The organism is Kitasatospora sp. NPDC096128 (assembly GCF_040303105.1).
GTDB lineage: Bacteria > Actinomycetota > Actinomycetes > Streptomycetales > Streptomycetaceae > Kitasatospora.
Genome location: NZ_JBEOSP010000015.1, coordinates 1 through 12,708 on the forward strand (window position 1 = coordinate 1; position 12,708 = coordinate 12,708).

Consider the following 12,708-nt stretch of genomic DNA (forward strand, 5'->3'; position numbering starts at 1 on the left):
GTCCAGGGCGACGACCCGGGTCTCCCCCTCCCCGTAGACCTTGTTCAGGCCGGTGGCGCGGGCGGCCGCCAGGCCGGTACGGACGGCGGTTGCGGTCGACGTGGTCACGGGGGTGCTCCTTGCTGGTCCGCGGATTCGTACCTCCATGCTCCGCGACGTGATCATGGTTCGGCGTCGCCCCGTCGAACGGTTGGCCCGACCGCCGCTGGTTGTACGGGAGGTACCGGACCCTCCTCCTGCGGTATGACGGGAACCCTGAGGGCGGTGCGGTGGCCGGAATCGCCGTGCTTCGTGGCCAAATCCCGAACTGTTCGTCAGATGGCAAGGAAACATGACAACTTCCGAGGCCGAGAACATGCGAAAGGGTGAGCCGGGCGACTAGTCTCAGGGGTGGTTCACGGGACGCCCGGATGGTGGAACGCAGACACGGGCAGCTTAAAACTGCTTGGCCGCGAGGCCGTGCCGGTTCGAGTCCGGCTCCGGGCACCGCATCGGCCGGCGGGGACGCCTCCGGCGTCCCCGCCGGCAGTCGTTCACCGGATCCTCCTCGCGGCGTATCCCGCTATTTTTGCCAAGCCATTACCCTGGTACCTGGGCGGTGCAGTGCCGCCACGGAGGGAATGTGCAATGAGAAGCAGCAACCCGGTCTTCTCGCGGGAGGGTTCCTTCACCCGCGAGCCCGGTTACGCGGGGTTCGGTGGCACCGGTCAGGCCGGGAGCCCGTACGGCAACCCCTACGCGGGGACGCAGTACGCCCAGCCCCAGGGGCAGGGCCCGCTGACGGACGAGCAGCTCTACCAGATGTACAACGGGCCGTCGGCCGGCCCGGCGGCCACCGGGCGGATGACGCTCGACGACGTGGTCGCCCGTACGGCCATGACGCTGCTCACCCTGGTCGCCGCGGGTGCGGTGGCCTGGTTCACGCTGCCGTTCGAGAACTTCGGCTTCGCGATCGGCGCCTCGCTGGTCGCCTTCGTCGTCGGCCTGGTGGTCTCGTTCAAGCGCAGCGTCAGCCCGGCGCTGATCCTGGTCTACGCGGCCCTTCAGGGCTTCGCGATGGGCGCCGTCTCGCACGCCTTCAACACCATGCTGAACGGCATCGTGATCCAGGCGGTGCTGGGGACGGCGGCGGTGTTCGCGGCGATGCTGTTCGCGTACAAGAGCGGCCGGATCAGGGTCACCGCGCGCTACCAGCGGATCGGCCTCGCGATCGCCCTGGGCTTCGTGCTGCTGATGCTGGTCAACGTGGTCGCGATGGCCTTCGGCGCCGACATGGGCCTGCGCTCCGGCCCGTTGGGCATCGTGGTCGGCCTGGTCGGCATCGGCCTGGGCGCCTTCTTCCTGTCGCTGGACTTCGCGGCGATCGAGGAGGCCATCGCGCAGGGCGCCCCGCAGCAGGAGTCCTGGCGGGCGGCCTTCGGGCTCACCCTGTCGCTGGTCTGGATCTACATGGAGATGCTGCGGCTGATCGCGATCCTGCGCGGCGACGACTGACGCACCCCCGGTCGTCGCCACCACTGCCGCCGGGCCCCGGAGCACTTCGCTCCGGGGCCCGGCGGCGTTTGGTTAGGCTCCTCCCCATGCATGACGTACAGCCCTTGGTCGAAGCCGTGGACAACCTGGCGGATCGTTTCCGCTCGCTGCCGCAGAGCAAGCTGCTGGGCGCCGTGCCCGGCCATGCCTCGCGGGCGGCGGCGGTGCTGGCGCTCGCACGGCGACTGGCCGCGCTGGCGCTGGCGGCGGAGGGCGGGCCGGAGCGGGAGTTCCCGGACGCCGGGGCCTTCGCGGCGGGGGACCAGCTGGCCGTCGCCGGGCACGACCTGGCGGCCGCGCTCGCGGCCCTGCCGGAGGGCGTCGCGGTGGCGCTGCCCGGCGGTCCGGTGCCGGCGGCCGAGCTGCTGGCCGGGGCGGTGGCCGCGGTGCGGGAGACGGCCGGGCTCTGCGCCTGAGCCGCCCGGAGCGCCCCTGGGGGCCTGCCCGGAACCGGACGCGCCGAAGGCCGACCCGGTCGGTAACCCCGTGACCCGGTCGGCCTTCGGTCCTGCTGCGTGGCTGAGGCGGGGTCAGATGCTGGCGACCACCCGGTCGGCGAGCACGTAGACGGCCTCCTCGTCGGTGGAGAAGGTCAGCGAGTAGGAGCCGGAGAAGCGCGAGCCGCCGAGCAGTCGGACGTGCTCACCGGCACGGACCGCGTCGATCAGCCGGTAGGCGGCCTCCCGGTCGCCCGGGGCCACGCACAGCGTGGTGCCGTCGGCGAAGGCGTACACGTCCAGGGTGCCGAGCGGGCCCGGGCGGACGTCGATCAGGGCGACGGCCTCCTCGGCGAGGGCGGCGAGCCGGGTGTCGGTCCACTCGCGGGAGGGCGCCTGGCTCGGCACGAAGTCGGGGTGCGAGGGGTGGCGGCGCGGGTCGGGCGCGGCGACCGGGGCCTCCTCCACGACCGGCTCGGCGTCCAGCAGCCCGGCCTCCAGGCCGGTGGCCAGCAGGTCGGCCTCGCGGCGGGCGCGGGCGTCCTTGGGGGTCTCGCCGACCGGGTGGCCGGGGCGCAGCGGGGCGCCGCCCTCGGTGCCGGGCTCGGTCGGGCCGGTGCCGCCCTCGTTGATCAGGTCCTCCAGCGCGGAGCGCAGCGCCTCGCCGAACTCCGGGTCCATCGTCCCGGCGTTGTCGGCGGCGTCCTGCGGGCCGGTGGGGCGGGGGAAGAACAGCGGCCACTCGTCGGTGCCGGCCAGCACCTCGGTGAAGGGCGCCCCGGTGAAGGGGGAGTCGAACAGTGGCGCGTCCTCGGCCGCGCGGGCCTCCTGCTCGGCCCAGAACGCCCGGGCCTCGGTGATCTCCCGCTCGCGGTCGGCGGCGAGCGCCTCGGCGACGGCCCGGCGTATCGCGCCCTCGTCCACCGGTGCGGGCCCGGCCTGGGCCGCGGCCTGTGCGTCCAGGCGCCGGGAGATGCCCCGGAGGCGCAGCAGCACGGCGGACGACACGGTGATCAGGATCAGCAGCAGGATGGTGTAGACGGCGCTCACGGAACGTACTCCTAGCGAGGAGCGGAACGGGGTTACGTGTCCACACTGCCCCATCCGGGGCTGTTACCGCAGTGGCGAATGTCTAATTCGTCCGGGACTTTCGCGCTTGTCCCCAAATTGTTAGGTAACACCGTTCTACGCAGTGGAGTTGATCCGCTCCGCACTGTCGATTTCCGGGCCGGAAACGACATGGGAGAGGGCCGGATCGACCTCTCGGTGTGATCCGGCCCTCAATTACGCACTGTCACTCCAAATGGGTGGTCCAGACCCTTCGGAGCGGCGGGAGCGGGTCAGCTGAGGCGCTCGATGACCATCGCCATGCCCTGGCCGCCGCCGACGCACATGGTCTCCAGGCCGAACTGCTTGTCGTGCCACTGCAGGGAGTTGATCAGCGTGGTGGTGATCCGGGCGCCGGTCATCCCGAAGGGGTGGCCGACGGCGATGGCGCCGCCGTTGACGTTCAGCTTGTCCAGGTCGATGCCGAGGTCGCGGTAGGAGGGGATGACCTGGGCCGCGAAGGCCTCGTTGATCTCGACCAGGTCGATGTCGTCGATGGTCAGGCCGGCCCGTCGGAGCGCCTGCTTGGAGGCCTCGACCGGGCCGTAGCCCATGATCTCGGGGGAGAGCGCGCTGACGCCGGTGGAGACCACCCGGGCGAGCGGGGTGATGCCGAGCTCGCGGGCCTTGGTGTCGGACATGATGACCAGCGCGGCGGCGCCGTCGTTCAGCGGGCAGCAGTTGCCGGCGGTGACGGTGCCGTCGGGGCGGAAGACCGGCTTGAGGCCCGACACGCCCTCCAGGGTCACGCCGGCGCGCGGGCCGTCGTCGGTGCTGACCACGGAGCCGTCCGGCAGCGTCACCGGGGTGATCTCGCGCTCCCAGAAGCCGGCCTTGATGGCGGCCTCGGCGAGGTTCTGCGAGCGGACGCCGAACTCGTCCTGGTCGGCGCGGGTGATGCCCTTGAGTGCGGCCAGGTTCTCGGCGGTCTGGCCCATCGCGATGTAGGCGTCCGGCAGCAGGCCGTCCTCGCGCGGGTCGTGCCACTCGCCGCCGCCCTCCTCGGCGCGCTTCTTGGTGCGGGCTTGGGCCTCGTCGAAGAGCGGGTTCATGGTGCCCGGCAGGCCGTCCGAGGTGCCGTTGACGCTGCGCGACACGGTCTCGACGCCGGCCGAGATGAAGACGTCGCCCTCGCCGGCCTTGATCGCGTGCAGCGCCATCCGCGTGGTCTGCAGCGAGGAGGAGCAGTAGCGGGTGATGGTGGCGCCGGGCAGGTAGTCCATGCCCATCTGGACGGCCACGATGCGGGCCAGGTTGTGGCCCTGTTCGCCGCCCGGGAGGCCGCAGCCGAGCATCAGGTCGTCGATCTCGCGCGGGTCGAGCTGCGGGACCTTGGCCAGGGCGGCCTGGATGATGTGGGCCGTCAGGTCGTCCGGGCGGACGTCCTTGAGGGAGCCCTTGAACGCCCGGCCGATCGGCGAACGGGTGGCGCTGACGATGACGGCTTCGGGCATTGCGGGGCTCCTCGCTGAGTGACGGCGGACTTGGCGGTCCGGGAGGAAAGTTACCGTGTGGTAGCTCAGCCGTCACCGGCCCCGGCGTGTGAGCTGGCCGACGTGTCGCCGGGCTCCGCGCCGGGCTCCCGGGGCACGTCCGGGCCGACCCGCAGCCGGTGGCGCAGCAGTGCCCAGCGCCGGCCCGCGCCCCCCGCGTCCACGGCCGCCACCTCGGTGCCCGCCCGGCCGGCCGCCGCCGCGGCGGCCACCGCGACCGGCAGCACCGTCTCGCCGCCCGGGACGGCGGCGCTCGGGCGCTCCTCCTCCGGCCACAAGCCGAGCGCGGCGCAGACCGAGGGCAGCACGGCCATCGCGGCGGTGGCGTAGCCCTGAGCGGAGGGGTGGTAACGGTCGGCGGCGAACATCTCCGGGCGGGCGGCGAACTCCGGGCCGAGCAGCGAGCCCAGCGAGACGGTGCGCCCGCCCGCCTCCACCACCGCGATGGTCTGCGCGGCGGCGAGCTGGCGGCTCAGCCGCCGGGCCACCCAGCGCAGCGGCGGGTGCACCGGCTTGATCGTCCCGAGGTCCGGGCAGGTGCCCACCACCACCTCGCAGCCGTTGGCGCGCAGGGCGGCGACGGCCTCGCCGAGCTGGCGGACGGCGAGCTGGGCCGGGCTGTGCCGGGTCACGTCGTTGGCCCCGACCATGATCACCGCGACGTCCGGGCGGTGTCGCAGGGCCTGCTCCAGCTGTCCGGAGAGGTCGGCCGAGCGGCCGCCGGAGCGGGCCACGTTGACCAGTCGCACCGGGCGCTCGGCCACCGAGGCCAGGCCGGCGGCCAGCAGCGCGCCCGGGGTTTCGCGGCCGCGGGCCACGCCGAGTCCGGCGCCGGTGGAGTCGCCGAGGACGGCCAGCACGAGCGGCGGTGCGGGCGGTGCGCAGCCGTCGGCGAAGGCCTCGCCGTAGACGCCGTCGGCCTTGGGCGGGACGGTCTCCAGGACCCCGATGGCCTGGATGGCGAGTTTGCTCTCGGTCAGCAGCAGCCCCACCAGGCCCACCCCGAGCAGACCGAGCCCGCCGCCGCCGTACGCCGCCGCGGTGGCGATCCGACGGGCCACCCGGGCCCGCGAGTCCTGCGCCCCTGGCATCCGCTGCCCCCTTCGCGTCCTCGTGCCGCCCCCTCCGGGGCCACGGCATTGCCTGCACAGCGCTCTTACCCGCGCGGAGGGCGGGAGTACCGGGGTCGCGGGCGGTGGTGGGCCATTGGTGGAGCCCCACGGCCGAGCGGGGAGTGCCGGTAGGGAGGGCTGGGGTGCGTGCCACGCCCTAGGCTTTGCAGTACCGAATGCACTCGCATGCCCATAGACCGGGAGGACCCCCGTGCGGTACCACAACTCGATCATCGACCTGGTCGGCAACACGCCGCTGGTCAAGCTGAACAAGGTCACCGAGGGCATCACCGCGACAGTTCTGGCCAAGGTCGAGTACTTCAACCCCGGCGGCTCGGTGAAGGACCGCATCGCGATGCGCATGATCGAGGCCGCCGAGGCCTCGGGCGCCCTCAAGCCGGGCGGCACGATCGTGGAGCCGACCTCCGGCAACACGGGCGTCGGCCTGGCGATCGTGGCCCAGCAGAAGGGCTACAAGTGCATCTTCGTCTGTCCGGACAAGGTGTCCACCGACAAGATCAACACCCTGCGCGCGTACGGTGCCGAGGTCGTGGTCTGCCCGACCGCCGTCGCCCCGGAGCACCCGGACTCCTACTACAACGTCTCCGACCGCCTGGTCCGCGAGACCCCGAACGCCTGGAAGCCGGACCAGTACTCCAACCCGGACAACCCGGCCTCGCACTACTACTCCACCGGTCCGGAGCTGTGGGAGCAGACCGAGGGGAAGATCACCCACTTCGTGGCGGGCGTCGGCACCGGCGGCACCATCTCCGGCACCGGCAACTACCTGAAGGAGGCGTCCGGCGGCAAGGTCAAGGTCGTCGGCGCCGACCCGGAGGGCTCGGTCTACTCGGGCGGCACCGGCCGTCCGTACCTGGTCGAGGGCGTCGGTGAGGACTTCTGGCCGACCGCCTACGACCGCAACGTGGCGGACGAGATCGTCGCGGTCTCCGACAAGGACTCGTTCCAGATGACCCGCCGCCTCGCCAAGGAGGAGGGCCTGCTGGTCGGCGGCTCCTGCGGGATGGCCGTGGTGGCCGCGCTGGAGGTCGCCAAGAAGCTCGGGCCGGACGACGTCGTCGTGGTGCTGCTGCCGGACGGCGGCCGCGGCTACCTGTCGAAGATCTTCAACGACGACTGGATGGCGGACTACGGCTTCCTGCCCTCGGCCACCGACGAGGCGCACATCGGCGAGGTGCTGGCCCGCAAGGAGGGCATGGAGCAGGGCGGCGTCCCGCAGTTCGTCCACATGCACCCGAACGAGACGGTCGCCGAGGCGGTCCGGGTGCTGCGCGAGTACGGCGTCTCGCAGATGCCGGTGGTCTCCCCGGGCGCCGGGCACCCGGACATCATGGCCGGCGAGGTGATCGGCTCGGTGGTGGAGAAGCTGCTGCTGGAGGGCATCTTCGCCAAGGAGATCGAGCTGACCGACACCCTGGACAAGGTGATGTCCAAGCCGCTGCCGGTGGTCGGCTCGGGCGAGACCGTCACCAATCTGATGACCGTGCTGGAGAAGGCCGACGCGGCGGTGGTGCTGGTGGAGGGCAAGCCGCAGGGCATCGTCACCCGGCAGGACCTGCTGGGCTACCTGACCACCCGCGGCGCGCACTGACGCCTGCTCACCACCGTTCGCCCGTGGCCGGAACCGGAGGATTCGTCCACGGGCGAAGTGGTACACCGGCGTCACCTGTCCGCAGCACGCGCTTAACACGGCTCCTGCATCGTGGTGGTCAACGGCAAGACGCCGAGCGAGACGGCAGCGGTCCACCGGGAGCGGCTCCCCGGCGGTCGCGGCCGGCTCCGGACACGTCGGACGGTCCTGACCCGACCGCCGTGTCCGCCCTCCCCGACCGCTCGTCGGAGGGAGGGGCCCTCCGTGGGGGGCGCCGTCGTCCCGACCCTGTCCGGCTCCGGCCGGTCGACAGGGTGCGGCGGCTCCCGCGGGTCGATCACCGCGCCGTAACAAGCGCGGCTCCGCGGTTCCCGGGTGGGGGAGCCGAGGCGGAGCGGTGGGGCCGGTCCCGTTCCGAGGGACCGGCCCCTTCCGTGTGTCCGGGCCCGTCCGGCGCCCGCTCCCCGTGCGCCGGTCCTCCCGGGCGTCCCCGGCCTGTCGCGGGCCCCCTTGCTCCTGTGCACGCCCGGGGGCCTACGTTCCCGTACGCTCGCTGGCATGACCAGCACTGAAACGACCGACGCCCCGCGCTACGTCAAGCTCAAGATCGAACTCATCGCGGAGATCACCGACGAGGGCGCGCTCAAGGCCGCGGCCCTGCAGCAGGTCGCCGGGGACGAGTACCTCGACGACGAGGAGCGCGCCCAGTCCGTCGACGCCATCGAGGTGGACCCGTCGGGTTCGCTCGCCCACTTCATCGACCCGGTCGCGCTGCTCGGCGACGTCCCGGGTGTGGAGCTCGCCTCGGCGACCTGGGAGTCGGCGCAGACCGAGTTCGACCCCGAGAACGACGAGTGGGACGAGTACTCCGTGGAGGAGTCCGCCGAGTAACGGCCGTTCGCGCCGTCACCACCCGTGAACACCCGGTCCGCCGTCGGCGGACCGGGTGTTTTGCCCATGTTCAGCGGGAAGTTGGGTCATCTCATACGATCGCTTACTCTTCGGTGGTGGAACCGTGAGCGGCCGGATTGCGTTTCTGTATCCGTAAATGCCCGGGAAGATCAGCAGGGAGACGCGACGTGACGGCACGGGACGGTCAGGGGCGGGTGGCCGGAGGCAACTGGAGCCGACGCGGAGTTCTCGCGGGCCTGATCGGGGCCCCGGTCCTCCTGCTCGCGGCCTGCAACGACAACAGCGGCGGCAGCAGTGGCAACGGCGGCTCCGGAAACGGCGCCTCCGGCAACGGCGGTGGCGGCACTCCGGGCTCCGGCGGCGGCAGCAGCGCCCCCAAGACCTCGGCCGCCGTGATCACGGTCAGCCCCGCGGACGGCACCACCGGCGCCAGCTTCAGCGAGCCGGTCAAGGTCACCGTCGCCAACGGCACCCTGAGCACCGTCAAGGTCACCGACTCCACCGGCAAGGAGCTGGCCGGCCAGCTCTCCGCCGACAACACCAGCTGGACGTCGGCCGCCGCCCCGGCCAGCGGTACCAAGTACGCCGTCACCGCCAGCGGCGTCGACAAGGACAAGCTGGAGGCCGACGCCAACGCCAGCTTCACCACGGCGACCCCGGCCAACACCTTCGTGGGCTACTTCACTCCCGAGGACGGCTCGGTGGTCGGCGTCGGCATGCCGGTCTCGATCAACTTCAGCAAGCCGATCACCGACAAGAAGGCCGTCCAGTCGGCGATCACGGTGATAGCGGAGCCGGGTGTCGAGATCGTCGGCCACTGGTTCTCCAGCACCCGCCTCGACTTCCGGCCGCAGGAGTACTGGGCCAAGGGCACCAAGGTCACCCTGAAGCTCCGGCTCAAGGACGTCGAGGGCGCGAAGGGCGTCTACGGCACCCAGTCCAAGGACGTCGCCTTCACCATCGGCCGGGCCCAGACCAGCGTCGCCGACCTCGCCACCAAGAAGCTCACCGTCACCACGGACGGCCAGGTCAGCGCCGTCTACAAGATCTCCGGCGGCTCCCCCGAGCACACCACCTGGGGCGGCAAGATGGTCATCTCCGAGCAGTTCACCCAGACCCGGATGAACTCGCAGACCGTCAACCTGGGCAGCGAGTACGACATCGCCGACGTGCCGCACGCCCAGCGCCTCACCACCTCCGGCACCTTCATCCACGGCAACTACTGGTCGCCGTCGTCGATCTTCGGCGGGCAGAACACCAGCCACGGCTGCGTCGGGCTGCAGGACGCCAAGGGCGCCCAGGACAGCAGCACGGACGGCTTCAAGTTCTACAAGTCCTCGATCGTCGGTGACGTCGTCGAGGTCCGGAACTCCGGCGACAAGACCGTCGCCCCGGACAACGGCCTGAACGGCTGGAACCTGAGCTGGGCCGACTGGAAGGCCGGCAGCGCGGTCTGACCCGCTCCCGCTCCCGCTCCCGCCCCCGCTTCTGCTCCCGGCCCCGCGCCTGTTCCCGCCCCGTCCGAGACCTCGGGCGGGGCGGGGGTGTCTCACCGCTTCGCGTAGTCCGCGAAGCCCTGCCAGTCGACGATCACGCACCGCTCGTCGCCCAGGATCCAGGCGTCGTGCCCGGGCGGGCAGATCATGAAGTCGCCCGGGCCGTAGTCGGCCTGCTGGCCGTCGTCCATGACGATCCTCATCCGGCCGGAGACCACGTACCCCAGGTGCGCCGCCTGGCAGCTGTCCGTCCCGGCGATCGGCTTCACGTGCTTGGACCACTGCCAGCCGGGCTCGAACACGGCCCGGCCGACCGGGCCGGACTCCAGGTTCACCAGACGCAGCTCCCCCGAGCCGTCCTCGAAGGGGCGGACCTCCTCGGGCGCCTCGAAACTCATGCGGACCAGACCGGACATGGCGCACTCCTCTCACGAGGAACGGCCCGGCCGCCGGCAGGTGGCCGGGTCGCCCTTGCTGGCCCTTCCAGTCTGCGCCGGGCCCCGGGAGCGGTCACCTCGGGTGGCGGGCGCCCGTAGGGGCCGGGCGGTCCGCGGACGGGCCAGCGGTTCCGAGGGCTGCCGTCGGTTCGTGGACCCGTGCCCCACTAGGCTGGGTCGGTCGGCCGGGTGGCCGTTCATGCCTGGGGGAGGGGTCGGGACGTGACCTTGCTGGAGAACGATCCGCGGGAGATCGGCGGGTACCTCCTGGAGGGCAGGCTCGGCGCGGGCGGGATGGGTGTGGTGTACCGCGCCCGGTCGGTGTCCGGGCGCCAGGTGGCGGTGAAGGTGATCCGGCCCGAGCTGGCGGCGGACGCCGAGTTCCGGGCCCGGTTCCGGCAGGAGGTCACGGCCGCCCGCAAGGTCAGCGGGGCGTTCACCGCGCCGGTGCTGGACGCGGACGCCGACGCGCCGGCGCCCTGGCTGGTGACGCTCTTCATCGCCGGTCCCTCGCTGGGCGAACGGGTCGCCGGGCAGGGCCCGTTGGCGCCGCCCGAGGTGCGCAGGCTGGCCGCCGGGCTGGCCGAGGCGCTGCGGGAGATCCACCGGGTCGGGCTGGTCCACCGCGACCTCAAACCCGGCAACGTGCTGCTCGCCGAGGACGGTCCGCGGGTCATCGACTTCGGCATCGCGCGCAGCGCGGGCGAGACCCAGCTGACCAGCACCGGTGTCGCTGTCGGGACCCCGCCGTTCATGGCTCCCGAGCAGTTCCGCAGCGGCACGGCGAGCGCTGCCACGGATGTGTTCGCCCTCGGTTCGGTGCTGGCCTTCGCGGCGACCGGGCGCGGGCCGTTCGGCGCGGACTCCTCGCACGCGGTGGGGTTCCGGGTGGTGTACGAGGAGCCGGACCTCGCCGGGCTGGCGCCCGAGCTGTACCCGCTGATCGTCGGGTGCCTGGCCAAGGAGGCGGAGCGACGGCCCACGGTGGAGGGGCTGTTGCGGCTGGTCGCGGACGGGGCGCGGGAGCGGACGGTGCAGCTGCGGACGGGGCCGGTGGCGCCGGCAGCGGCTCCCGTTCCGGCTCCGGACCCGGTCGCTCCGACGCCGACGGCCGCGGGGCCGGTGACTCCAGGGCCGGTGACTCCAGGGCCGGTGGCGCCGGGTCCAGTGACTCCGGGGCCGGTCGTTCCGATGCCGACGGCCCCGTCGGTCCCGCCCGCGGCGGTGGCTGCGCCGGCCCCTGTGCCCGCGGCGCCCGCCGCTCCGCCCGCCGGGGCCGCAGTGCCGACGGGCCCGGTCCCGCCGGCCGTCCCCTCGTACCTGGCCGCCCCCTCCACCCGTCGGTCCCTCGCCGACGCCGCCGCGCGCCCGCGCAGGCGCAAGGGGGTGCTGATCGGCTCGGCGCTGTCCGCGGTGGTCGTCGCCGCGGCGGGCACCCTGGGCTTCCTCGCCTGGCGGGACCACGGCCCGAACCAGCCGCCGTCCCAGGGGCCGAAGTCCGGCCCGTCCTCCCCGGTGACGACGACCGTCGCCTCCGGCTGCGGCCCCGACGGCAAGCAGGCGGTCGGCGCGGACGGGCTGCAGGTGGCCCTCGTCAAGCAGTGGCAGGCGGATTACGCCAAGGAGTGCCCGGGCGTCGGGATCACCTTCAACGGCCCCGCGAGCGGCACCGTGATGGACCAGTACGCGACCTTCAAGTCCGACGGCGTGGCCCTGGACTCCCCGATGACGGACGATCAGCGGGCCGTCGTCGGCCGCCACTGCCCCACCGGCTACGCCTCCCAGATCCCGGTCACCGTGCTGCCGATCGCCGTGGTCTACAACGCGCCCGGGCTGCAGGGGCTGGGGTTCGACGCCCCGACGCTCGCCAAGGTCTTCACCGGCAAGATCACCAAGTGGAACGACCCGGCGATCAAGGCGCTCAACCCGATCTGGAACCTGCCGGACTCGCCGATCGACGTGCGGATCCCGAGCAACGAGTCGGCGTCCACCACCATCCTCACCCAGTACCTCGCCAAGGCGGCGCCCGCCGACTTCCCGTACCAGCCGGGCCGGGCGTGGCCCGACAAGTCGCGGCCCGCGTCCGGCACGAACGCGTCCGACCTCCCCGCCTACGTCGCCGGGCACCAGTGGTCGATGTCCTTCGTGCCGCTCCCGGACGCCGGCACCCTCCAGAAGGCCAAGGTGACGTCCGGCGGCTCCCCGGCGGTGGAACTCACCCCCCAGTCCGCCGGCATCATGGCCGCCGGGGGCTCGGTGCAGGGCACGGGCACCAACCTGACGGTCACGATCGACTACGCGAGGCCCACCTCGCTCGGCTACCCCATCGTCGACATCGGCTACATCGGCTTCTGCGACCACGGCGGGGCCGACCGCGCCTTCGCCGGCACCGCCGTCCTGACGAACTTCCTGGCCCACGGGCTGGGCGCGCAGGGCCAGGCGGCCGGCGAGAACCTCATGTACGGCCCGCTGCCGGACGCCCTGGCGAAGCGCGTACTGGACTCCCTGGCCCCCCTGCGGGTGAAGCCCGGCAACTGATCAAGGAGCGGCGGCGAAAAGGGGGGTGCGG

The 12,708-nt window shown here is 72.6% G+C and carries 10 protein-coding genes, 1 tRNA gene and 1 pseudogene; 7 read left to right on the plus strand and 5 right to left on the minus strand.

Translation table 11 applies throughout. From position 1 onward, the window contains the following. Positions 1-147 (minus strand): annotated as a pseudogene (locus tag ABTY61_RS18185) (ABC transporter ATP-binding protein); the annotation flags it as partial. A 257-nt stretch (positions 148-404) separates the two neighbouring features. Here ABTY61_RS18185 and ABTY61_RS18190 point away from each other — a divergent pair. The 3 genes from ABTY61_RS18190 (at position 405) to ABTY61_RS18200 (ending at position 1,949) form a co-directional block, all read left to right on the plus strand. Then, positions 405-486 (plus strand) — tRNA-Leu (locus ABTY61_RS18190). A gap of 141 nt (positions 487-627) precedes the next feature. After that, positions 628-1,494 carry a Bax inhibitor-1/YccA family protein gene (locus ABTY61_RS18195; RefSeq protein WP_350506010.1) on the plus strand — a complete coding sequence of 289 codons (867 nt, stop codon included), beginning with the start codon at positions 628-630 and terminating at the stop codon, positions 1,492-1,494. 86 nt (positions 1,495-1,580) lie between these two features. Next, entirely contained in the window at positions 1,581-1,949 is a 369-nt protein-coding gene (locus tag ABTY61_RS18200; protein WP_350506011.1) for a hypothetical protein, read from the plus strand. A gap of 114 nt (positions 1,950-2,063) precedes the next feature. Here ABTY61_RS18200 and ABTY61_RS18205 read toward each other — a convergent pair whose 3' ends face one another. The 3 genes from ABTY61_RS18205 to ABTY61_RS18215 all read right to left on the minus strand — a co-directional run bounded on the left by ABTY61_RS18205 (position 2,064) and on the right by ABTY61_RS18215 (position 5,661). Then, positions 2,064-3,020, minus strand: a complete 957-nt coding sequence (locus ABTY61_RS18205; RefSeq protein ID WP_350506012.1) for a hypothetical protein — start codon at positions 3,018-3,020, stop codon at positions 2,064-2,066. A gap of 290 nt (positions 3,021-3,310) precedes the next feature. Further along, the gene (locus ABTY61_RS18210; RefSeq protein WP_350506013.1) at positions 3,311-4,531 is read right to left on the minus strand and encodes an acetyl-CoA C-acetyltransferase; all 1,221 of its coding nucleotides are present in this window, start codon (positions 4,529-4,531) and stop codon (positions 3,311-3,313) included. Positions 4,532-4,596: 65 nt separating this feature from the next. After that, positions 4,597-5,661, minus strand: coding sequence for an SGNH/GDSL hydrolase family protein (locus tag ABTY61_RS18215; protein WP_350506014.1), 1,065 nt, complete (start codon positions 5,659-5,661; stop codon positions 4,597-4,599). 232 nt (positions 5,662-5,893) lie between these two features. Between ABTY61_RS18215 and ABTY61_RS18220 the strand changes: the two genes are divergently transcribed. From ABTY61_RS18220 to ABTY61_RS18230, 3 genes are all read left to right on the plus strand, one after another. Further along, complete coding sequence (locus ABTY61_RS18220; protein WP_350506015.1) at positions 5,894-7,294, plus strand: cystathionine beta-synthase; 1,401 nt, start codon at positions 5,894-5,896, stop codon at positions 7,292-7,294. Between the two features lie 558 nt (positions 7,295-7,852). Beyond that, the gene (locus tag ABTY61_RS18225) at positions 7,853-8,185 is read left to right on the plus strand and encodes a hypothetical protein (RefSeq protein ID WP_350506016.1); all 333 of its coding nucleotides are present in this window, start codon (positions 7,853-7,855) and stop codon (positions 8,183-8,185) included. 188 nt (positions 8,186-8,373) lie between these two features. Then, positions 8,374-9,663: a L,D-transpeptidase gene (locus ABTY61_RS18230; RefSeq protein WP_350506017.1), complete on the plus strand. Its 1,290-nt coding sequence runs from the start codon at positions 8,374-8,376 to the stop codon at positions 9,661-9,663. A 92-nt stretch (positions 9,664-9,755) separates the two neighbouring features. On the opposite strand, the gene ABTY61_RS18235 is transcribed toward ABTY61_RS18230, so the two are convergent. Beyond that, entirely contained in the window at positions 9,756-10,118 is a 363-nt protein-coding gene (locus ABTY61_RS18235) for a cupin domain-containing protein (RefSeq protein ID WP_350506018.1), read from the minus strand. Positions 10,119-10,361: 243 nt separating this feature from the next. Here ABTY61_RS18235 and ABTY61_RS18240 point away from each other — a divergent pair, with 243 nt between their 5' ends. Further along, a complete protein-coding gene (locus ABTY61_RS18240) occupies positions 10,362-12,677 on the plus strand; it encodes a serine/threonine-protein kinase (protein WP_350506019.1) in 2,316 nt (771 codons plus the stop codon). The last annotated feature ends 31 nt before the right edge of the window (positions 12,678-12,708 follow it).

Excerpts from the sequence above, each read along its gene's own strand:
- ABTY61_RS18195 (WP_350506010.1), top strand. The coding sequence starts at position 628 with ATGAGAAGCAGCAACCCGGTCTTCTCGCGGGAGGGTTCCTTCACCCGC.
- ABTY61_RS18200 (WP_350506011.1), top strand. The coding sequence starts at position 1,581 with ATGCATGACGTACAGCCCTTGGTCGAAGCCGTGGACAACCTGGCGGAT.
- ABTY61_RS18210 (WP_350506013.1), bottom strand. The coding sequence starts at position 4,531 with ATGCCCGAAGCCGTCATCGTCAGCGCCACCCGTTCGCCGATCGGCCGG.
- ABTY61_RS18215 (WP_350506014.1), bottom strand. The coding sequence starts at position 5,661 with ATGCCAGGGGCGCAGGACTCGCGGGCCCGGGTGGCCCGTCGGATCGCC.
- ABTY61_RS18225 (WP_350506016.1), top strand. The coding sequence starts at position 7,853 with ATGACCAGCACTGAAACGACCGACGCCCCGCGCTACGTCAAGCTCAAG.
- ABTY61_RS18235 (WP_350506018.1), bottom strand. The coding sequence starts at position 10,118 with ATGTCCGGTCTGGTCCGCATGAGTTTCGAGGCGCCCGAGGAGGTCCGC.